This is a genomic window from Candidatus Hydrogenedentota bacterium, assembly GCA_019695095.1.
Taxonomy (GTDB): domain Bacteria; phylum Hydrogenedentota; class Hydrogenedentia; order Hydrogenedentales; family SLHB01; genus JAIBAQ01.
Genome location: JAIBAQ010000028.1, coordinates 1 through 22677, shown reverse-complemented (window position 1 = coordinate 22677; position 22677 = coordinate 1). Strand labels below are relative to the sequence as shown.

Sequence of the window (22677 nt, the reverse complement as noted above, 5' to 3'; positions counted from 1 at the left end):
ACTCATGCGGCGTAGTCGTCAGGCTCTTGTTTTCGATTCTGCTTCCCTTCGTATGCAACAATCGCTGGCTAAGAGTATGGAGGCCTGAGCCATGCGGATTCTTTCTCGTCTAACCGTTTGCGTTATTGCGCAGATGTCTTTGCTGCCTGGGGTCAGTCTGGGTGAAGTAATCGGCATCCCGCTCAAGCCAGATCCGCCCATCGCGATTGACGGAGACCTCGGCGATTGGCGAACCGTTCCAAATGCGCTTGGCATCACGAACGCAACACAAGTGACTTATGGGGCGGGCGCGTGGACAGGCGCTTCGGATTTGAGCGGAAAAGTACGGTTCGCGTGGCGGACCGAATACCTCTTTGTCGCTGCGGAGGTGGTGGACGACACCATATCCCAGCGAGGGCGGGGACAAGACGTGTGGAAGGGCGATCACCTCATGCTCTTTCTTGATGTCTCCCCGCAGCAGGATGCCGGAAGATCCTCATTCGGAGACGGCCAATATCAGATTGCGCTTAGTCCGGGCAGCCTGAGCACCTCGGGCGGTCCGCTGCTTGACACCAAACCCGAAGCCTTTGCATACAAGCCCGACGGCATGCAACTGAGCGGCGCTGAGGTCGCCGCTGTGCGAACCACGTCGGGATACACGATTGAAGCTGCGCTGCCTTGGTCAGCATTCAACAACTTCGCGCCGTCTGAGGGCGCGTCTCTGTCTTTTGAAATTGGAGTCTCCGACTGCGATTCTCCAGACCCTCATCAAGATTCGATGATGACATCCGACGCGCGCCCGTGGGAGATCACTCGGACCCGCTTAAACCCTGCGATGCTTGCCGGTACCGACGGGAAGCCGCGTGAGGCATCAAAGGGGGTACCTGTATTCGCTTCACTTGAAGTCGCCGGCGGTGCCGAGAAGAGCGTGACGTTTGACGTGCCGCAGACACCCGCAGGCCTTGAAGCCATCCTCACGTTTAAGGCGCGAATGCAATTCGAAAAGGTTGCGGGGTGCAATCCGGCACTGGCATTGCGATTGAATGGCAAGCCCGTCGAAGCGACGCGCATGATCAATAAGCCGCAGCGAGCGAAGGCGCGCGGCGGGGACATCTACAGTCTGGGTGCAGGCGAACGAATTGTCATGTTCTACAGTCCCGATTTTGAGTCCACCGAGAAAGACCCGCATTACGGACTGGTGGATAAGTATCCGGCCTGCTACTTCGAACTACGCGTATCGGACCTCCTGCAAACCGGAACCAATCAATTGACTGTTGCTAATACGGGGACTCCGGACTTGCTGTTGGTGGCGGCCGATGCCCAGCTCGTAGATCGGGCACATGCGGAGAACGTTCAGGCCAAGGCCGGGCGGCCCACAGGTGCGCTGCCCTTCATTCGCCCCAAACAGACTCTTGAAACGGCGTTCACTATGGCGGAGCAGCCCGATTGCGCCATCGATGTCACGATCGGAGAGAAGACGTTTCATGTCACAACCCGGTTCTCCACACCTCGTCCAGGTTGGGTGACGGGTAGCAACGAATCCTTCGACCACAAGCGCGAACTGCGGAAAGAGTCCGAAACCATCGTCGTGCGCGACACGCTTACGAATCGAACCGATCAGCCCCTCGCCATCATGCATCGCCACGAATGCAACTTGGGAGATGCCGTTGAACGAGTATGGTTGGGTGGACTTGAGCAACTGGACAAAGCGGGAAGCATTTCGCAACCGGCAAATCCAACGGTGTGCGCCGGCTCATCGCGCGCTGCATTGGGCATGTTGCCGCTCGACGACGTCTTTCGGCTGCATGCCAGTGTATTTGCGCTCGACGGGACTGTCGGTCTTGCGGACAACAATTTGGTGCTCGCTCCAGGCGCTACGTATACCACCGAATGGGCAGTCGTGCCCCTTCCTGCCGCAGACTACTTCGATTTCCTTAACGTTGCGCGGCGGCTTGTGAATGCAAACTTCACCGTTGACGGGGGCTTTGCCTTCTTACGCAACGGCCCGCTTACCGATGTCTGGACTGATCAGCAAGTGGCCGACTTCATTCGTTTCAAGGATCCAAAGTACATCTGTGCGTGCGGCCACCCAACGTACAACGGCCAGTTTCCGCATGGAACGATCTTTCACCAGTTGGATTTCACGAGCTTTCGCGAATCGTTTGCGCGGTGGCGCCGCTTGGAGCCAAACCGGGAGTATCTCGTCTATTTCCATTGCTTTCTGGACGTACGTGAAGACGGACCAACCTTATTTGCGGATGCACGTCTGCTGAGTCCTGACGGGAAGCAGACAGACTACGGCGAAGAATCGCAGCGGCTGTATTTCCCCACGGAGAACAACTCGTTTGGCCCGGAGATTGCCAAGAATGTGGACGACATACTCGGGCCTATTGGAGCAGACGGTGTCTACTGGGACGAACATGAATACAGCCGTTGGCAATACCACTATGGAGAGCCGTGGGACGGATTCTCCGGCGATATCGATCCTACGAGCATGACGGTGACCCGCCTTAAGTCCTCAGTTACCCTGTTGACCGAACCGTGGAGACTGGCGCTCGCAAAGCGAATCCTGGCGAAGGGCCCGCTGATCGGCAACGGTCCGCCCTTCACGCGCGCAATGGCCGCTTTGCAGTTCCCGTGTTTTGTCGAGACGGGCAGTATCACCAACTGTACGCAAGCTCACCTGTATTCTCCAATCGCCCTCGGCGATCACTTGACCGAACGAAGCGAACAAGACGCCTACGGCATTATACTGGCCGCGCTTGACTTTGGGTGCGTTTACCACTGGTACAACGACCTTGACGTAGTTCCGACGCATCCGCATATCACGAGTTTCATGTATCCCATCACACCCATGGAACTTCACGAAGGGTACATCATCGGTAAGGAGCGCATCATAACGAATCGAAGCGGTTTGTTTGGCTGGGGGGACATGAGTGCGCACGAAGTTCACGTCTTCGACGACACGGGCCGCGAAGCCCCCGGCTTCCAGACGAAGGAGGTCGTCAAAGACGACGCTCGCTATACCGAAGTGCGCATCGGTGAAGGATGGTCGGCTGCCATAGTCCGCAAATGATTCGCGAGAATTGACTCGCGCTTCATAGGAAACAGGGGCAACGGTCACCTATAATCAAAGCTCTATTCGTTGCACTATGTTCAACACGCAGGGGGACAGTCTCATGACGAGTGAATCCCGATTCGTCCAGTGCTTGATGGTACTCGCGCTTGCGTTCGCGTCTGTATCGGCACAATCCGCCGATGCCCCTAAGTTTCAACTAGCCACGTTCGAGGCGGATATCACCATCCCCATTGGCCACGCGTGCATGGGCGGAGGAATCTCACCCGCCGTGGAGATTGTGGACCCGTTATACGCCAAGGGTGTGGTCCTTCTGGGCGCGGAGAAGCCGCTTGTCTTCCTGGCATTGGATTGGTGCGAGGTCCGCAACGACGCCTACGACCATTGGCGGTCCGCGTTGGCCGAGGCCGCCGGTACAACCCGGGAGCGCGTCTTGATGACGAGTGTTCACCAGCACGATGCGCCCGTGGTCGATTACGAAGCTCAACGGATACTCGACGAAGTCGGTCTCGAAAAGTCCTTGTGCGATGTGGCATTCGCCAAGGACTGCGTCGCGCGGGTCGTGGACGCCATGAAGAAGGCCCTACAGAATCCTAAACCGGTCACGTACTACGGTATTGGCTTGGCCAAAGTCGAAGGCGTAGGTTCCAATCGCCGCGTCGTCTTCCCGGATGGCAAGGTAACCTATGGAAGAAGCAGCGCCACGGCAGATCCCGCGGTACGTGCATTGCCCGAAGGCATCATCGACCCCTATGTGAAAACGCTGAGCTTCTGGAACGGAGACACGCCACTCGCCGCCCTGAGCGCCTACTCGACGCACCCGATGAGTTACTACGGCAAGGGCGGTGTATCCGCCGACTTCGTCGGCATGGCCCGTGCCATGCGCCAAGCCGATATGCCCGGCGTATTTCAGATGTACTTCACGGGGTGCAGCGGCGACACCACCGCCGGAAAATTCAACGATGGCAATCCCGCGAACCGGCCCGTATTGGCGGAGAAGATGCATCAGGGCATGGTGAAGGCGTGGGAGAACACGCAGCGCTATCCGCTGGAGCAGGTCGCGTTCCGTGTGGCTGCATTGAACCTCGTTCCCAAGAACTTCGGCGGGTATTCGGAAGAGGATTCGAAGAAAACGGTCGCGGATGCGAATCAGAAGACCTTTCAACGGAATCTTGCGGCCATGAATCTAAGTTGGCGCAAGCGCGTCGCGGCCGGTGAACCTATTGATCTGCCTGTCGCAGACTTCGGAAAGGCCAAGTTCGTTGTTCTGCCAGGCGAGTCGTTTGTGCAGTACCAAATTACCGCGCAGGGGCTTAGTCCTGATGCGCCGCTACTTGCCGCCGGGTTTGGCGAATGCGCGCCGGGCTATATCCCGTCGGCGGTTGCGTCTGCGGAAGGATATAACGAAGAATCCTGGTGCTGGGTGGAGCCCGGATCTGAGCCGTTAATCACCCAGGCCTTGCAGATTGCTGTCGGTGGTTTGGAGATTCCCGCTAAGTAGCGCTGTGGAGCATGCGTGTTGATAGGCGCGCTTAGGGTTTGACCGGTTTCATCTTGAGCTTCGACGTAACGCGCCGCAATTCGCGCTCGATATTCGATCCTTGATAGAACCAGAGGCGGCCTTTGAGCGAAACCCGTTCTCCGGGCGCGGCGTCTGGCAAGATCGGGTCAGCGTGAATGCATGGGACATCCTCATTGCCCCAGCTCCGTCCGCAACGGTCGAACGCCACGCAGATGAAGCGCTTGCCATCCTCAGACCCGACCGCGGCAGCGGTCGAATCATACGTCTTTCGCTCCTGAGTCAGTGCATTGAACCCCGGCGCGCCTTTCAGCATCACGCAGATCTGTGTACGCATGCCGGTCAACGGCTCCTTCGTGCCGTTTTCCAACCATAGCTCCATGTCGGCACCGGCTTTGTCAGGAGTGATAGACGATCCAAAGCGGACTCCGTTGGGCAACGTTTGGTCTAGACGAAGCCCGCCCTTGGGGTCACGAGTCCAATCCACATTCTCAATCACCACATTCTGCTCGTTCCAAATGGTGGGCACGTGCGTGTGAGCCAGATACGTCAATCCCAGATTGCTGAAGATTGCCTCCGGCAAGTCGACCACAACGTAACCGCCGCCTTTCCATGGGAGAAAGGCACTTGCCTTTGTTCCGCGCAATGGGTCGATGGCACCCTCGAGGAAACCAATTCGCGGATGACGGCCACCGGGATACGGCAACACGCGGACTCGATTGTGTCTTGAAGAGGGCTTGGTTGTTCCAGGGACGATGCCAAGTTTGCCCGCTTGCTCGCCAATTTCTTGCGGCGACATCCAACACACTTCGGCCGCTTCATCAACTGAGTACGCATGCTGCACAAGCATGTTGTCCAGCCAGAAGGGCAGGTCCGCGCGCGTTGCGGTTACTTCCTGCGGCAACTTCATCTTGCTCGGTTCAATTGCCGGATACCGAACTTCTATCATCGGGTCTTTTGGCAAAGCCGCGGGGATGTACTTCTCGACGTCGCGCATGGCTATGACGTGATAGCCGCCATCGTGCAGATACTGCATGTATTCACGGAACTTCTCTGGAGGCGTGTGAACCCAGGGATGCGCTACATCAGGCACACCATGAAACTGCAGGACAGCGATTCGCCCGTCACGTGCTTGCTCGACGACGCGCTTTATATCCTCCAGCGTGCAGTCGGGGTATCCATCGCGCGACGTGGGGATTAGCAATGGATCGTTTTGACGCGGCTCGTACAGTGGACCCGGTTCGAGTTTGCCATATGGCACTTCGGGCTGCATGCCTCGACGAGCGAACTTGTAGCCCAATTTGCGAAGCCGTTGCAGCGCTTCGGGTCCAAAACCGTTTCCTGTCCACGCAAAACTGACGGGCTTTGGCACGCCGACTTTGCCCAACTCATTCTCTACCAGGGCCATTTCGCCTGCGATGCGCGCTGCCGCCTCGGGTTCTGCGAAATTGGGATGTGTCCACGAGTGATTGCCGATCTCGAACCCCATCTTGTGAAGAGTCGCGATGTCCTCCCATGACATGAAGTTCTCGGTGTCATTCATCCAGAGATGGCACACAAAGAACGTCGCGCCGAATCCGTATTCTTTTAGCATGGGCGCGACATACGAGAGATGCGACTTCACGGCGTCGTCAAATGTCAGCACGACCGTCTTGTCGGGAACCGGCTCCTGTGCGCGTGAAGCGAATGGGATCAAACCAAGGATGACGCCTACCAACAATGCGTGCGTTCGCATGGTACAAGCTCCAATAGATTTGCGAGGACCACTTTGGGCTAAATGTCTCTGAACTCTTTCGATTCGATCCTTACAGTCCAAGAACGCGTGCTGCGTTCTCAACGTAAATCTTCTTGCGCACGTCTTCGGGCAAGTCAATCTTCCCCAAAACGTCAAACTGAGGGATCTCCTGTTTGGGCGCAAGGTAATCCGTGCCAAACATCAGGCGGTCTTGCCGCCGGATGAGGAACTCGCGCGCAAACTCGGGGTCGCGTGTAAGGGCATTTGCCCCGCTGCCCGCAGAAAGATCTCCATACAAGTTCGGATACTTGTCCATGAGCGTGTCGATGGCGCCGCCCGGCGCAATCTTCCCTTTGGGATACGTCCCAAACATTTCCTGTGTCATATCACCGCTGATGGATGCCCACCAGCCTTGCGCGTGTCCGATGAAGATCGCGTCGGGCGCGCTCGCAAGGGCCTTCTCCAAACCAGGTAGTCCGGGTACGTCCGTATTCCGGATGTTATCCATATGAAAGAGGAGGGGCAGCTTCAATTCCGAGCACGCCGCATAGATTTCCAGACTGCGAGGATCGTCGATAGGCGTGCCGCACTTGTGTTCGCCGAAACCTCTCGCGCCTGCGTCGACGTACTTCTTGAGCATCTTCACCTTCTTCTCGACGGTGTTGTGCTCTTCGGTGCGCGGATCGATAGTGCAGAAGGGGATAAGCCGATCGCGGTGTGGGGCCGTCTCCTTCAATGTAAAATCGACGGATACAACGTAGTCGAAAGACTCCGGTGAAATGAGCGACAGTACAATGGCCTTCATGATCCCCTGCGAATCCATCCAGCGCAAGAGGTCTTCGCCGCTCAATGGAAGACGGTTTCCCCATTGTTGACCGACGTGTGTATGCACGTCGATGTATTTCCCCGCGGCAGGGGTCGCGACCTGCTCTTGCGCGGTTGCTTCGAGAGTCAGCGCCGCACCAACCGCAAAGCCAACCGCGCCGCGCGTTGTACTAGCGAGAAACTGTCTACGGCTCACACCTTCGTCCAGACTGAGATCCTCATTCGTGCTCATGACCAACTCCAAGAGTGCGCTCCTGCCAACGCATCTTCTGTTTTCTGTGCGTTGACCAATTCTCGCACATGCTACTTAGGTTTCAACTCCGAGTCTACAAAAGCGTACGCCGCTTCACGCGCTTCATTTGAGAAATCATGTTCCGTATTGGGATGAATCGCGGTAAGCTTTTCGGAGGCGTTCAGCAGACCGAAAACCGGCTTGGCTGCTTCCAAACACTCGTGTACGCCGTTCACATCGAAATTACTGTCCCGCAGCGGCGCACTAATAAATACCGCTCGGGGCGCTATGGCGGCCAGCACCTCGGAGAAATCGAACGGCATCTTCTTGGGATCCTTGCCATATACTTCTGCGATTCGCGGCATATACCCCTTGTGCGTCCAGCCCGTCAGATCGCCGCCGTAGTATTTCCCAAACGAACAAAATCCACAGCTCGTAACGGCCACCTTCAGGCGCGTGTCGAATGCCGACACAAACAGAGAGTTGTGCCCGCCCAGCGAATGCCCAATGACGCCAATGCGCTCCGGGTCCACCTCGGGCAATGATTGAAGGTAGTCCACACAGCGCATGTGGTTCCAGATCCCCTTCATGGTCGCGCTGGCATAACCCATGGCGTAGACGTCTACCTTGTACTCGCCAAAGCCCGGATAGTCCGGCGTCAAGGTGATGTATCCGCGCTCCGCCAATTCGAGGGCGTACTGTTTTGCTTTGTCCGTGCCCAAACCTGCCGGCTCATCCTTGCCAATCGCAATCGTCTGGTGAAGGCAGAGCATGGCAGGGGCCTTGTCCTTCAGTTTCTTTGGGATCATCAGGTAGAAAGGCAGACGGTCGCCTTTCTCGACGGCAATGGTCATTTTTCGCCGGACGAGTCCCGGCATATCAGACTCTTCGAGAATCTGCGGATCTGCGGGTACGCGCGCCGAGCTATCCGGCAAGGGCCCCATGACGAGTTGCATGCTCTTCACGATATGCTCGCGGCGATGCACCCAATCGGCAGGCGAACCAATTGGATGACTGTGGCCTGATGTATCTGTGTACACAAGCAGGTTTGACTTGTCCGCGTAGAACGGCGGTTCCTGCGCCCATACCAGTCCGGCGCACACGGCAAGCATGGAGAGCCTTATCGCGACACTCCGGTTCCGTTTTCCCATGCAGTTTCTGCTCCGCACGATCTACTGCAGCAATTCGCGCATGGCATCCATCAACACGGGTTCAACCTCGGGTGCCGTGAGCGATGCGTAGATCCCGTCTTCATAACCACCCTGCGTATACGCAATCGCCGTGCAAATGTAGCCGGGGCCATAGTTGCCATACGCCGCCATGCAGACGAACGCGTCCTTCTTCATATCCTGCGCCGCAAGCTGATACTCGATGAAGAGCTCGCCCGGCATATGCATGATATCCGCGGTACCCAGCGTGAGCCGGCTCAACGTAATCTTGCTTCCCGCCTTCTGCGTCTGGAGCCACGACAGTACGTCGGCAGAAATCAGACGTTCATTCTCCTTCGCGTTGGGGTCCTTCAGGCGGTTCGTTTCGTACTCTTCGCTGATCTCTTTACGAAGAGGAAGTGTCACATCTTTAGTCGTCCATTTGACGCTCGCTGCATTCAATGGGCTCTTAACCGTCGCTTCCCATGCCTTCTTCATGCCTTCCGCCAATCGGCCAACAAGCACGGGCCGATTCTCTGGGGCGCCGTCGTTATATTTGCCAGATGTTATATTTCCGCCCGCGCCGTTGAAATGAATCAATACAGTGCCCGGCAATTCCTGCTCGCGAGCCGCGCGCGCAAGGCCAGGGATGTCCGAGCTCACGTGCCCTTTGCCATAGTGACTCTGCGGATGCGTTGCATAATACGAAAGAACAACTACTGGCGTTTCGCCGTCCCAAAGACTGACGAGTTTTACCATGGGGTCAATCGTTCCTTCGGGGCATGCGCGCGCTTCGGGATCCTTTGTGGCCGTCCAGCGAATGTACTTAACCTTTCCATCCGGGCCGAGAACGCGTCGATTGGAGGCAACCATCTCCACTTTGGCTTGGCCGATGCCAACCTGATTGACGGGTCTTGGGGCCTTCAACGCTTCTCGCAGGGCCGCTGCCGCCCGGCTGATGGTGTCGCGCGCAAACTCGACATTGAAGGACTTTCCTGCGAGTCCGTTAGCAGCCAGAATTTCCGAGTTGGTAAAATCGCAGCTTGGCGCATCGTGCTGGTGAACGGTATGCACGGCTACTCGGTCGATCGTTGTTCCCGCGGCCTCCGCCAGTGCCTGCCGCCATGCGTCATGCCCGCCGTTTCCTATTCCGACCCAGTCCACGGAGCAGAGCACAATCGGGGACTGCCCTTCGGGTAGGATAGCGATGCCCCTGGCGCTCAACGGATCGTCCACTGCGCTCGCGGGTTCGACTCCTCCTCCGCAGAGTGGCGAACCCATTGGCGGCGTCGCATCGATAACGAAAGTCGCTACCGACACCCCTTGCCCCAGCGCTGGGACAACGGCCAACCCAATCCCCAATGCAACGACGCCAAGAATTCTCGTCAACATAATGCCCCTCTTTCCCTTCGTTCCGCACCGTGCACCGAAAAGCAGCATCCAATCAAACGGTCATCTGTCGGGTTCTGACAATTCTACGCCTTCCCCCAAAGCTCCTTAATCATCGCCAGTCCATTCTTTGCCAGATGCTCTTCGCTGGGAGCCATCTTGCGCCAAATACAGGTTGCGCCCGCGATATCCGGCAGCCAACTTCCAAATGCCTCTATTGTGAGCCACCGGTCATAGCCGATGGCCTTAAGGGCCGCGAACGTCTCGTGATAGTTGATGTGATCCTCGCCGGGGGTTGCGCGATCATTTGCTGAAATATGGACATGGCAGATGCGCTTGCCCGCGTCGCGGATTGCTTTCCCAAGTCCCTTTTCCTCGATGTTGGCATGAAATGTGTCATACATCTGCTGTACCGACGGAAGCCCCACTTGATCCACCACGCGCGCCGTATCGCTCTGAGTGTTCAGGAAATAGGTCTCGAATCGATTCAAAGGTTCGATGGCAATCATGATGCCGGCTTCGCTCGCATGCTCGCCCACGAGGCGCAATCCTTCCACGCACCGTTTTACTTCTTCCTCCACGGGGCCGCGCCCAACGAGCCTGCCCACGGGGGAGTACAACGGTCCTCCGAGGCTTTCCGCGCCAAGTTCGGAACAGGCATCAATACAGGTCTTTAGAAAATCGACAGCGGCCTTTCTCTCGGACGCATCGTCACCGATTAAGTTGGTCCCCTCAGGCAACACGGTGACTGCGGTCCTCCCGAGTGCATACCCATCCAGAACGAATGCCAAGTCAGCCCACGGTGACTTGTCCGGCGCAAACATGGGAAACTCAACGCCATCGAAACCCCACGAAGCGATCTTCTCGATCAGAGGTATGTGGGTCTTATCGGCCGCCCCAGTCCAAAGCAGCAAGTTCATCCCCGTTTTCATATGAGTACTCCGTAAAATTAGAAAAGACCTCAACCATGCTACCACGCGAATGGCCGCATCACAATTGCGCGCTGAAAGCCGTTTTCGCCCCGCTCAACCGTATGTGATACCCTTTGCCTCCAAATGAAGAGGTTTAACCATCCATGAGTGCCTACAACGAGTGGGCCGAATACTATGACCTGTTCCACAACGGGATTCCCGGCGATGTGGAGTTTTACGTCAATCAGGCTTTGCGAGAGGGGGGGCAAACCCTCGAATTGGGCTGCGGAACCGGACGAATTACGATTCCATTGGCTGCGGCGGGTGTTGACGTCACGGGACTCGATAATTCAGAGGCGATGTTGGATATCTGTCGCGCCAAGAAACGGGCCTTCGGCAAGACATCGGGCCGCACGAGGCTCGTGAAGGGCGACATAGCCAATTTCAGACTGCCCCGGACATTCGAGTTTGTCGCGATGCCCTATCGAGCATTTATGCACCTGCTAACCCAGGAAGAGCAGCGGTCATGTCTTGCGTGCGTCTACCGTCATCTTAAGCCCGGAGGTCTGTTCATATTCGACACCTGGGCCGCGAAGCCATCATTCCTGCTTCCCATGGTCGTGAAGAAGGCGGGAAGCCCCAAGCGAGTCTCCCCACGGACACGCCTCCGCAATGGGCATACCCTGGAACACTACTGCGAATCGCTCTGCGATGAATGGCGTCAAGGTCTGATCGAGAAACACACCATCCATGAACATGACAGTTCGGGTTCTATGATTCGAACAGTAAATCTATCCATGACACGTGTCTGGACGACGCCAAGGGAGATGGCACTGCTCGTCGCATTGGCAGGATTCGAAGTTGAAGCCGTCCTGGGCGATTTCTACGGAACGCATTTCGGACCAACGCACAGCGACATGATATGGATTCTGCGAAAATAGGGTCGCCCTGACCTGCCTCTTGCGCATCTGTTCATGGGAAGCGCAGACAATCAGCCCCGAATCTCGAATCGCACATACTTCGAGTCAGAGTCGCGCCACTCGACCTCAACGTCGCTGACGCGCGCGTACGGCGGTCCTTCCCGGCACCATCCCAACATGAGATCGAGTGACTCTTTGGGTCCGGCAAACTCTGCTTCGACGCTACCGTCGTATGCATTTCGAACCCAGCCGGTTAAGCCGAGCGCGTTTGCCTCCCTGTAGGTCGCATATCGAAACCCGACACCCTGTACGCGGCCACGAATTGTCACGTGCAGCGTGGTTGCCATGGTCCTATAGCGGCAATTCCCCAAGTCGATCGCGATAGTCCGAGTAAGCCAATGCGACTGCCGACTGGCATGCTATGGCGCTCACGCTTGGGTCTGGTGATTCGAGACATGGCGCAAGTATCGGCAATAAGGTCTTCACATTGAGCGTTCCCAGAACGCGCAATACCGTAATCTGGACGGCAGGGGTCTCAATGTCAAGCAATTCTTGGAATACTCCCGCGTTCGTGCGGTCACCGGCACGAATCAGGGCTGCTGTCGCAAGCGCCCGCCGCGCAATAAATTCAGGCGTCGGATCGTAACGCTGATTCAGGTAGTTGCGCAGGTATTGCAGCGCCTTCATTTCGCCTTTGGGGGCAAGCACCAGCGACGCACTGTATTGAAGTGACGGCACCTTCATCATTTCGTCGCGCATCAATTGAAGACCCTCTGGGTCATTCATCTCAAAAAGGACACTCACGACGCGGAATTTTGCGAGTCCTTCCGCCTTTGGCAGCTTGAGTTTCATCTGTTCAGCGATTTCCGGGCCCCCCAACTTGACCAAAGCCGATGCCGCCGCGGTGGAACGTTCTTCGCTGCGTTCCATTATCATGGTAAGCAGCGTTGGGATTGATTCGCGATCTCCCAGCTTGGCCAGTGCGCGCGCCGCAGGCGCGGAAATCTCCGGGGCGCGGTCCTGAAGCATACGCCGCAAGTCAGGAATGGAATCTTCGTCCTTCGTCAGACCGGCCAGCGTGGCAGCCAATCCGCGAATATTGCGATCCCCGCTGGCAAGTCCTTGTTTGATCGACTCCTTCGGAACGTCCGCATCACCGGCAATGTAGAGATTGCCCGACGCGATCAAGGAGGTGTACAAGTCATTGCCGGTTTCAAGGCTCGTCAAATATTCGATGGCCGTTTTCTTGGCGTCTTCACTTCCCGCCATCGCAAGCACTTGAGCGCTCTTGACGCGAATGGGCTGGTTGGCGGCACTGTTCGTGAAGAGTTCCGTCGCACGAGTAATTGCGCGGTCCAATGTGCCTTGCTGTTTATCAGTCAATCCCCGGTCCACCCTGGAGCTAATGGTGCGTACACGCACTACCTCGCCCTGCACGCGAATCTCCTTCACGTCCGAAAGCTTGTAGTAGTTCTTTTCTCCACGCGAGTTGACGACGGTCAGAAGACCGTTGGCGACGCTATCCACCTTCACGTTGGCATCTTCGGCGCCAATTTTCAGTTGGACCGTAACCAAGGTGTCCGTTCCCGCGATATCCGCGAGGCTTGCGCCTTTGCCGCCGGTAACCGGCGCTTGCGCCATGACAGCGGCCGAAATCACAATCGCCGCCGCGAATCCAAACAATTGCTGACGAGTCACGATAAAGTCTCCTCGGTATTTACTGACACTCTAGCTAATGCAGTTCCAACTGTTCGTCCTTGATCAATCGGTCCAGGAATCGCTTGGCCGCATCCAAGGATGGTACAAGCGGGTTGATGGTCAAGGCTTGGAGCGCATATTCATACGATTTGTGGCGTGCCGCTTCAACGGTGAGGCGGTCGCTTTCTTTCACAGCCTGGAAGAGACCCTTCAGGAACCTCGGGCAGCTTCCCACTTTGCGGGGTTTCAGGCTCTTCTTACCAACCTGTACGGGAATCTCAACGCTGCAGTCATCCGGAAGGTCCCGGACGGCCCCGTCGTTTCGAACACACAAGACCGTCTCGCGATCCTTCTTGCTTTCGAATGCCTCGATGAGCGGCACAATCGTCTCTTCGTACCAGACTGCGTTGCGGGCGCGCGTCAACTCGGGCACCTCGCTCAGGTGTTCGTCCTGATAGAGTTTGAGGATTTGCTTCTCCGCTTCATGGAGCACTTCCGCGCGAAAACGGGAACAGGCTTGTTGATGCTTGAGGATTTCATCCTGGTGGAAGTAAAGGCTGACTGTCCGTGTCGGAATCATCCGGAACAAATCGATCAATGCGTAATCGAAACCATCGTCCTGATGGTGTTCCAGTCGCTCCAACAGGCGGCTCATATGGCTCCTGCCGTCTATCTTCACATCTTGTATCCATCCAAGGTGATTCAAGCCGATGTAGTCCACCTCAAGTTGAGAAGGATCGTGACGGAGGATTTCGGCCACCTGCTTCACACAGACGCCAGGCAGGTCGCAAACGCCAATCACGGAGACCTTGCTATAGCGCACAAGCGCATCGACGCAGATCCCCATTGGATTGGTGAGGTTGATGAATATCGCGTCGGGCGCGACGGCCTCTACGCGCTCTGCCATCTTCATCACAACCGGCAAGGTCCGCATGGCATTGGCGAATCCGCCTGCTCCCAGGCTTTCATCGCCGACCATACCCTGTTTGGGCGGAAGCTTCTCGTCTCGTATGCGCGCTTGCATACCGCCCACGCGAACGTGGTTGATAATGTACCGCGCCCCGGCTACGCCCTTGTCGATGTCTGTCGTGGGGACGATCTTCCCGGGATGTCCGCTCTTGTTTAGCAGCCGCTGACAGAAGCCCGCTACCAATGGCAGCTTGGGTCCTTCCCGCCCGACAAGAACGATCTCCTTCACGTTTACGTTGTGAGAGACCACGGAGAGTATCAATTCGGGAATATAGACACTGCTGCCGCCCAGAACCGTGATGCGCTCGATCACACTGCCACCCCTCCCAACTGCTAAATGCCTACCAAGTCACTCACTATTCCGCGCGCCGCGTACAACGCGAATCGCGCCGCGGGGAGAGGCGACCATGATCGCGTTTCCAACTCCACCCTGCCCTTGCGAATTGCCTCAACAATGCCCGCTATGGTCGGTTCCGCTTCAATCCAGGTGCACGTGGTGCACCGGTACGGCAACTCATGCGTGTCTGATGTGCCCACCATCGGAAGCCCATACCGGCGAGCCGCCCGCGCCGCCAGCACGTTTGGATTCAATGGACCCATGTACAGCGAACACCACTCAATCGCATCAAATAAATCGATGTTCAATTTCAGCTGCCGCATCAGGCTATTGGGCGTCGGATAGAACGGATGGGGGGCAATGAATGCCGCGTCTCTTCGCCCAATCGCCCGCAATTCCGCAAATGTTCTCGCTCGGATGTGCTCGGGGGCCGGATTGATGATCAGCACATGACAGTTTTCAATCATGGCCTCGATACCCGGCAACAGGAGTATGCCGCGCCTCTCCGCATACCGTGACAGAGACTCAGTGTAAACGGATCGCTCATGGCAGGTAATCGACAAGACTTCGATTCCCTCTTCCGATGCCGCGTCGATCAACATCTCGGAAGAATGGCGTAGGGTATCTCGCGGATCGTCCGCGGCATGTGTGTGAAAGTCAGCCTTCAGCCGTCTCATGAATCCACACCGTGCTTAAACAAATGAATCGCCTATCACAACCACTGCGGAGACTATCCGCTTGCCTTCGTCGAAGTCAACGTCCGAGCAGCTAGCCGAGTACCCCTCTCCCGCACGCACATAGTAGCAGCCGCTTGGAAGCGGTTCAAAATCTCAAGCAAGCTATCGCCCGCTACTTGCGCCTGGAAGGCGCAGGCTCTTGTGCCTAACAGAGTGAACTCATGGTGCCGCTTTCCGCGCCTCTTGAAATTCAGGTCGATTGTCTCTTTCCGGAAACTCAGGAGTATAATGACGGCGGAATGTGTCCTGACTAGGGGTCTAAGAATGGAAGGAGTAGTTGTATGCCGACTCTAATGGAAATTTTGACTCAGAATCTGAACATCTGGCTGCAGAACATGAATGCAAACGCGTCTCAACTGCATTCGATTCTTAATTCTTCTCTTTCCGAATTCCTCTCGATAATCCTTAGCGCACTCGCCGCAATTCTGCCGCCAGCATAGCATTGCCTGATTCTGAATGAGAGAGCGGGCGCATCAGCACTTGATGCGCCCGCCTCTCTTTTTGTTTACTCGGTCTGCGTATCCAATCTAGAGCATGCACCTCAGTCCTGCTATTTGCACCGGCCCAATTGAGCGCCGGGGCAAACCTCTCAATGCCAGGAGAACGAGGATGCACCTCTGCGACATGACAAATCAGGCGGCCGCGTCGGCCAGTTCTTTCAATTCGAATTTAAGACCAGCGCCTTCGCGTTCAGCCACAACGTGGGCGCCATCGGAAATGCGTCCTTCCAGTATCTCCATTGCCAGCGGATCCAGAACCATGCGTTGAATCGCCCTTTTCAGCGGTCTCGCGCCGTATGTTGGGTCGAATCCATGCTCGGCTAGCAGGTCACGCGCGGCGTCGGTCAGCTCCAAGGTGATGCGCTTGTCGGCCAATCGTTTCGCCAATCGCTTCACCTGTACGTCCACGATTCGGCGGATATGTTCCCGTTGTAGCGGGTGGAACACGACAATGTCGTCGATTCGGTTCAGGAATTCCGGCCGGAAGTGGCGGCGCAACACGTTCATCACTTCTTCAACCTTTTCGTCTTCAGAACCGCCCGCACGTTGGAACACCTCGCTCCCGAGGTTGGAGGTCATGATGACCACGGTGTTCTTGAAGTCCACTGTGCGGCCCTGGCTATCGGTCAGCCGTCCGTCGTCAAGCAATTGCAGCAGCACGTTGAACACGTCCTGATGGGCCTTTTCGATCTCGTCGAACAGGATGACGCTGTACGGTCGCCGTCGAACGGCTTCCGTCAACTGGCCGCCCTCGTCGTAGCCGACGTATCCCGGGGGCGCGCCAATCAGACGCGACACGGAATATTTCTCCATGTATTCGCTCATGTCGATCCGCACCATGGCGTTCTCGTCGTCAAACAGCAGTTCCGCCAAAGTTCGCGCAAGTTCCGTTTTGCCGACGCCGGTCGGTCCGAGGAAGATGAACGAGCCAATGGGCCGTTCCGGTTCCTTGAGTCCTGCCCGCGCACGTCGCACCGCATCCGACACGACCCGAATGCCGTCGCGTTGACCAATGACGCGTTCAGCGAGCCTGTCTTCCATCTTCAGCAACTTGTCCATCTCGCCTTCCATCATTTTGGTGACGGGGATTCCGGTCCAGTTCGATACGATCTTCGCGACATGTTCTTCGGTCACTTCCTCCTTCAGGAAACTTCCGCTCTTCTGCAAATCGGCCAAGCGCGCGTTCTCCGCGTCGAGCCTCTTCTGCAGTTCGATAAGCGCTCCGTACCGAATCTGGGCCACTTTGTCCAGTTGCCCGGCTCGTTCCGCGATTTCTTCCTGGCGTTTTGCCTCGTCGATTTCTTCCTTGACCTTTCGGATGGCATTGATGACATCTTTCTCCGCCTGCCACTGGGCCTTTTTCGCGTTGAGCTCCTCGCGAAGATTGGCCTGCTCGCGCTCAATGCCTTCGCGCTGCTCGCGGCCTGCCTTGTCGGTTTCCTTCTTCAGCGCAAGATGCTCAATCTCGAGTTGACGCAAGCGCCGGTCGAGCACGTCAATCTCGTAGGGCATGCTGTCAATCTCGATCCGCAGCCGCGACGCCGCCTCATCGATCAAATCGATGGCCTTGTCCGGCAGAAAGCGATCCGATATGTAACGGTTACTTAGAACTGCCGCAGCCACCAAAGCGCTATCCTGTATCCGCACGCCATGATGTACCTCATAGCGCTCCTTCAATCCGCGCAAAATGGCAATGGCGCTCTCCACATCCGGCTGGCCCACAAATACCGGCTGAAAACGCCGTTCCAGCGCGGCGTCTTTCTCCACGTGCTTGCGATACTCGTCCAGCGTGGTTGCGCCAACGCAATGCAACTCGCCCCGCGCCAACGCCGGTTTCAGCATGTTCGACGCATCCATTGCGCCTTCGGCAGAACCAGCACCCACGAGCGTGTGCAACTCGTCAATGAAGAGGATGATCTGACCCTGCGCCTGTTCCACTTCGCGCAGCACCGCCTTGAGTCGATCCTCAAACTCGCCGCGGAACTTGGCTCCGGCAATCAGCGCGCCCAGGTCAAGTTGCGCAAGGCGCTTGTTCTTCAGTCCTTCTGGCACGTCGCCCGCGACAATACGCTGGGCCAAGCCTTCGGCAATGGCCGTTTTTCCTACGCCGGGCTCGCCTATCAGAACCGGATTGTTCTTTGTGCGGCGCGACAGAACTTGGATGACACGGCGAATCTCTTCGTCGCGGCCGATAACGGGATCGAGTTTCCCCGCACGCGCGAGCTGCGTCAGATCGCGACTATATTTCGCCAGCGCATCGTAGGTGGTCTCCGCATTGGGATCGGTAATGCGCTGTGTGCCGCGGACTTCCTTCAACGCGCGCATCACGGCGTCTTGCGTGACGCCCGCGTCATGCATCAATTGCCCTGCGGCATCTCCGCGCACGCTCAGCATGCCGAGCAGGATATGCTCCGTACTGAGGTACTCGTCGCGCAGGCTCTGTGCGACCTTCCACCCCGCGTCCAGCACGCGCTGGAGGTGGCTCCCAATCGCAGGCTGAACAGCCGCCCCGCTCATGCGCGGCAACGAGCCAATGCGCTCCTTGACGCGATTGCGCAGGGTTTCGTCGGGAATACCAAGCCTTTGGAGGATGGACTCAACGACCCCCTTCTCCTGGGCCAACAATGCATCAAGGACATGCAGCGAAGATATTTCTGCATGGCCTGCCTGCGACGCCGCATCCATCGCTTCGGCAAGTGCTTCTTGGGCTTTTATCGTCAACTTATCAAGACGCATCGAAACACGCCTCCTCTCTTGGTATGAAGATTTCAGGTCGCTTCATGACCTCCGGGGCTAGTCCCCTTGAGTTCATGGATATCCTGTCTCCCTTTCTAAGGCAACCCCCATGCCAAGTAAAGGCGAGCATTTCAAAGAACTTCCGAGGTTTGTCCGAGCGCGTGTGTTCTATTGCGAAACACCGGCCGCCCATTCTGAAACAGAACCCTGGATTCGCAGATTCAGGAGAACGGCCCAGATGGGAATGTTGTTGGCACTAAACGCGACAGGAGAGCGGCGCTTGAATTGTCTCGCCAGACACTTATGGAACCTACTTCTTCTTCGCCGAGAAATGCCGCTTCCAGATGATGGTGAAGGCGGGCCCGTTGAAGTCGTCTTCCTGTTCTTTGAACCAGCTATAGCTGGCTCCGAACGAGAGCTGGCTCTTTGGGCCCAGGGGTACGTCCAAACCAATACTGGGCGCTACGCTGGGGATGACCCACTCGTCGCTGATCGTCATGTCCACGAGGTTGTCGAAGGGTTTCCAGCCGACCTTGGCTTTGGCCCTGTACGTCGCGCTGACATAGGTCGCGCGCCCGCCAATGTTGGGCCGCGCCGCTCGTAAGCGTTCCATAATCCCGTGATATTCTTTCAACTCGGGCATACCCCAGGGAAAATAGTCAGCGCCCAACCCCACGTAGAACGCACCGCGCTTGATCTCGAAGTCGGTGTGCATCGGCAGGATAAGGTAGCTCTTGTCGTCAGCCTTCGTCCGAACTTTGCCTGCTGAATAGCCGAGCTGTCCAAACACCGACCACTTGTCGCCAAACGTGCGTCCGACACCCACGTACGGGACCCAAAGAAGGCCCATGTCGCGAATGTCGCCGACGGTCAACACGTCGTCGAACGTGGGGGAGAACTTGTGCATGAGTCCGTCGTAGTAGTTGCGGACAAGGCTTTCGCTGCCCATTTTCGGGTAAGCATTCGATAAGCCAAGGAAGAAGTACCAGGGTGAAAGCTGCCCCTCTTCGGTTGGAGAAGTCAGGGAGCGAGCTTCCTGACTTTTCTTCTTGGCAAGTCCAGTCTTTACGGGTTCATGCTCTGCCGCGGAACGTTCGGCCCCCCACGCAGACACCAGACTCAGACATGACACAACAATCGCTAAAAATAGAGCCGATACTGGCTTTGGCAAACTGACCTACCTTTACTACGTGTTAGTCTCGGAACCGAAAGCCACCCCATGAGATGTATCTAGTCTAGAGGTCACGAAATCCCGGTTCAAGCGGTTCGGGACGACACTTACTCCTCGTAGATCATCTTCTTTGTCATGCCGCCGTCGACGACCATGTTCTGGCCCGTCATAAAACCCGAACGCTTCTCGTCAGCCAGGAACAAACATGCCTCCGCGATGTCTTCAGGCTTTCCCACACGGCCTGCCGGATGTTGTTGGTGATCCTTTTGCGACAGGGCCGCCTGTTTTCGTGCTGAGGTCTTCTTCCATCCCGTGACGTCTATCCAGCCGGGACTTACTGCATTCACGCGAAGTCCGCGGGACCCAAGTGACACGGCGAGGGCGTGGGTCAGCGCCGCTAAACCGCCTTTCGACGCCGAATAAGGTTCCGTATCCGGTTCGGACATGAATGCCCGCGTCGAGCAGATATTGATGATGGCCCCACCGCGCGGCATATGGGGCACGGCATACCGCGCGCAGAGGTAAGGACCTCTCAGATTGACTGCTATTGTCCGATCCCACAAGTCTACGGACCCTGTCAGGATACCCCCGCCGCCATAAATGCCCGCGTTATTGACCAGCACATCTATGTTTCCATTTACTTCAGAAGCGGCCCGCATCAGGTTCGCCACAGACTGTTCGTCCGCGACATCGGCCTCGACGAAGCGTGGCCTGGGGTTCTCCCCGGAGAGCATGGTTGCCAACTCCTGCCCAGCTTCGCGGTCGGTGTCGGCAAACACAACCTGCGCGCCAGCCTTCACGAATGCAGTGGTCACCGCCATTCCAATACCCTGTGCGCCGCCGGTGACTACCACCGTTTTCGAGGCAAAATCCATATCAGGCTCCCTCAACCTGTTCGTAGATTCCTGCTGATCTGCCAAGCCTATCAAGCGCCATAGCCTACCACGAAAGGGTGGCCTACCGATCAGTATAGAGAAATTTGAAATCGAAGTATGAAATATTCATAATCCGATTATATAAGGCTTATTAGAACGCCAATTCAATTAAAGCGCGACAATTTTGCGCGACATGAGTAGTGAGTGCTATAATCTCATTGTGGGCCGTGTGGCCTGGAAAGCGAGACGCGCATGCTATCTATGATTGAAGTGCAGTGCCCGCATTGCGGAGTCCGGGGCCAGATGATGGTTCCCCCTCTCGGTGCGTTGATTGTGGGTCCGTGCCCCAATTGCACGGAATTCGTGATGGTGTTCTGTGGCCGCGTGCTTCCGTTGGATAAGAGGGTGCTAATGGAAGGTTCGGCGGAGGAGCGGCACGCCCACCTGATGGGGATCCTGACGGAGTTTCTGGACGAGCGGGTACAGAAAGTGGTGGACCAGATTTCCCCTGAAATGGCCGACGGTTTGCATGAGTATGGCATCGAACCGGACGAGGCTCTGCCGAAAACGGAGGCATTGAGCGACGAAGGCGACGAGCCTGTCCCCGTATCATCTATTTCGCAGGAAGAATTTGAGCAGTTCGTACACGACGATTTACCGAAGCTAGACAACTCAGTCTACTTTAAGACGATTTTCGACTAGGCCAAGAGGGGTCTGGACACGACTTGAGGGACCTCGCCTGCCGGAGTACCGGTGGGCGAGGTTCTGATTTTTTGTCAGCGTTTGTAGGTGCCCATCAGTTTCGCCTCGCCCAGGATGTGGCCCTGCATGGCCTTCTCCACGTCAGCTTTTCGGACTCCCGCGCGAAGGTTCAGCGTCGCATCAAGGGCGTAGAGCTTGAAGAAATAGCGGTGGGCCTTCCCCGGTGGAGGCATGGGACCGTTGTAGCCAATCTTGCCGAAATCGTTTTTGCCTTGGCGTACGCCTTCGGGTGATTCATCGGTCTTAGGGACGCTTTCCGGCAATGAACGCGTTGCGGCGTCGATGTTGTAGATGACCCAGTGTACCCACGTGCCCGCGGGGGCGTCGGGGTCATCGCAAATCAGCGCGAACGCGTGTGTGTTGGCCGGCGGCTCGGTCCATGCCAACGGCGGGGAGACATCAGTTCCCTCGCCCGTGTGCTTCTTGGGAATGGCATCGCCTTCATTGAATGCAGTGCTCGTGAGTTTCATTTCCGTGTCCCCCGCAGCAGTGTCCGCGACCGGGGCGGCCGTATGCTTGGCTCCGGGCAGAATCCCCGCAAGGCAAACACAGGCCAAGGCAGCCGCGAGACATTTTGCACGACTGACTGGATACCTCATTACGCGCGCCTCCTCGACAAGACGGATGTCCTCATTATAGACCCTGTTGCCTCAAAGCGGCGCGTCTTCTTTAATACGTCCTATAGATATGGGGAAGTTCATTGCACTGATATACGCCCAGTGGAGCGAGGTGACGGGTCCTGTGTGGCGGCCCGAATGCGCGTGGTAGCGTTGGATCTGCCTGCACCGGTTTGCGAAACGAGGGACTTGCGGGATGGCGAAAGACAGACTTCGCATAGAAGCAGGAATTGCTTGGTGTGGAGCGCTCGAACGGTGGATTGCCGAGGGGAGAGGAATTGCAGACAGGATTTACACGATTGACACGATTTACAGAACGAGGCCGGATTGTCTCGGAATGGCACTGGGGACAGTGCGCGAGACGAGGGGGCGCACAATTCATTCAAGACTGTACATGAAATATTCGGTCTGTCCCAATATATGCCTGCGCCTCTTGCATGAATCATTGCGCTGAATGGGCTTGATTGGCGCTCTTCATTCGTGTGATTCGCGTGTTTCGTGGTCAATATTCTCCGCGTCACCAGACGCCACCGCCGTTTCG

Annotated in this window: 17 protein-coding genes; 4 read left to right on the top strand and 13 right to left on the bottom strand. The window is 56.7% G+C overall.

Annotated features, from left to right (window positions below):
• Positions 1-91 precede the first annotated feature (91 nt).
• Together K1Y02_07085 and K1Y02_07080 are read left to right on the top strand one after the other, a co-directional pair.
• The gene (locus K1Y02_07085; protein MBX7256110.1) at positions 92-3055 is read left to right on the top strand and encodes a hypothetical protein; all 2964 of its coding nucleotides are present in this window, start codon (positions 92-94) and stop codon (positions 3053-3055) included.
• Between the two features lie 103 nt (positions 3056-3158).
• Complete coding sequence (locus K1Y02_07080; protein ID MBX7256109.1) at positions 3159-4556, top strand: hypothetical protein; 1398 nt, start codon at positions 3159-3161, stop codon at positions 4554-4556.
• A 31-nt stretch (positions 4557-4587) separates the two neighbouring features.
• On the opposite strand, the gene K1Y02_07075 is transcribed toward K1Y02_07080, so the two are convergent.
• The 5 genes from K1Y02_07075 to K1Y02_07055 all read right to left on the bottom strand — a co-directional run bounded on the left by K1Y02_07075 (position 4588) and on the right by K1Y02_07055 (position 10835).
• Positions 4588-6309, bottom strand: coding sequence for a polysaccharide deacetylase family protein (locus K1Y02_07075; protein ID MBX7256108.1), 1722 nt, complete (start codon positions 6307-6309; stop codon positions 4588-4590).
• Positions 6310-6379: 70 nt separating this feature from the next.
• On the bottom strand, positions 6380-7366 hold the full coding sequence (locus K1Y02_07070) for an amidohydrolase (protein ID MBX7256107.1): 987 nt from the start codon (positions 7364-7366) through the stop codon (positions 6380-6382).
• Positions 7367-7437: 71 nt separating this feature from the next.
• Positions 7438-8517 carry a prolyl oligopeptidase family serine peptidase gene (locus K1Y02_07065; GenBank protein ID MBX7256106.1) on the bottom strand — a complete coding sequence of 360 codons (1080 nt, stop codon included), beginning with the start codon at positions 8515-8517 and terminating at the stop codon, positions 7438-7440.
• A 21-nt stretch (positions 8518-8538) separates the two neighbouring features.
• The gene (locus K1Y02_07060) at positions 8539-9906 is read right to left on the bottom strand and encodes a hypothetical protein (GenBank protein ID MBX7256105.1); all 1368 of its coding nucleotides are present in this window, start codon (positions 9904-9906) and stop codon (positions 8539-8541) included.
• 83 nt (positions 9907-9989) lie between these two features.
• A complete protein-coding gene (locus K1Y02_07055) occupies positions 9990-10835 on the bottom strand; it encodes a sugar phosphate isomerase/epimerase (GenBank protein ID MBX7256104.1) in 846 nt (281 codons plus the stop codon).
• A gap of 143 nt (positions 10836-10978) precedes the next feature.
• Between K1Y02_07055 and K1Y02_07050 the strand changes: the two genes are divergently transcribed.
• Positions 10979-11755 carry a class I SAM-dependent methyltransferase gene (locus K1Y02_07050; protein MBX7256103.1) on the top strand — a complete coding sequence of 259 codons (777 nt, stop codon included), beginning with the start codon at positions 10979-10981 and terminating at the stop codon, positions 11753-11755.
• A gap of 50 nt (positions 11756-11805) precedes the next feature.
• Here K1Y02_07050 and K1Y02_07045 read toward each other — a convergent pair whose 3' ends face one another.
• The 7 genes from K1Y02_07045 to K1Y02_07015 all read right to left on the bottom strand — a co-directional run bounded on the left by K1Y02_07045 (position 11806) and on the right by K1Y02_07015 (position 20757).
• The gene (locus K1Y02_07045) at positions 11806-12081 is read right to left on the bottom strand and encodes an acylphosphatase (protein MBX7256102.1); all 276 of its coding nucleotides are present in this window, start codon (positions 12079-12081) and stop codon (positions 11806-11808) included.
• A 4-nt stretch (positions 12082-12085) separates the two neighbouring features.
• Positions 12086-13432, bottom strand: a complete 1347-nt coding sequence (locus K1Y02_07040) for a HEAT repeat domain-containing protein (protein MBX7256101.1) — start codon at positions 13430-13432, stop codon at positions 12086-12088.
• A gap of 34 nt (positions 13433-13466) precedes the next feature.
• Positions 13467-14714, bottom strand: a complete 1248-nt coding sequence (locus K1Y02_07035; protein ID MBX7256100.1) for a hypothetical protein — start codon at positions 14712-14714, stop codon at positions 13467-13469.
• 20 nt (positions 14715-14734) lie between these two features.
• On the bottom strand, positions 14735-15415 hold the full coding sequence (locus K1Y02_07030) for a PHP domain-containing protein (protein MBX7256099.1): 681 nt from the start codon (positions 15413-15415) through the stop codon (positions 14735-14737).
• Between the two features lie 692 nt (positions 15416-16107).
• Complete coding sequence (gene clpB / locus K1Y02_07025; GenBank protein MBX7256098.1) at positions 16108-18711, bottom strand: ATP-dependent chaperone ClpB; 2604 nt, start codon at positions 18709-18711, stop codon at positions 16108-16110.
• A gap of 310 nt (positions 18712-19021) precedes the next feature.
• A complete protein-coding gene (locus K1Y02_07020; protein MBX7256097.1) occupies positions 19022-19882 on the bottom strand; it encodes a hypothetical protein in 861 nt (286 codons plus the stop codon).
• Between the two features lie 107 nt (positions 19883-19989).
• The gene (locus K1Y02_07015) at positions 19990-20757 is read right to left on the bottom strand and encodes an SDR family oxidoreductase (GenBank protein ID MBX7256096.1); all 768 of its coding nucleotides are present in this window, start codon (positions 20755-20757) and stop codon (positions 19990-19992) included.
• 252 nt (positions 20758-21009) lie between these two features.
• Here K1Y02_07015 and K1Y02_07010 point away from each other — a divergent pair, with 252 nt between their 5' ends.
• Positions 21010-21459 carry a hypothetical protein gene (locus K1Y02_07010; protein ID MBX7256095.1) on the top strand — a complete coding sequence of 150 codons (450 nt, stop codon included), beginning with the start codon at positions 21010-21012 and terminating at the stop codon, positions 21457-21459.
• Between the two features lie 74 nt (positions 21460-21533).
• Here K1Y02_07010 and K1Y02_07005 read toward each other — a convergent pair whose 3' ends face one another.
• Complete coding sequence (locus tag K1Y02_07005) at positions 21534-22118, bottom strand: YbhB/YbcL family Raf kinase inhibitor-like protein (GenBank protein MBX7256094.1); 585 nt, start codon at positions 22116-22118, stop codon at positions 21534-21536.
• Positions 22119-22677: the final 559 nt, after the last annotated feature.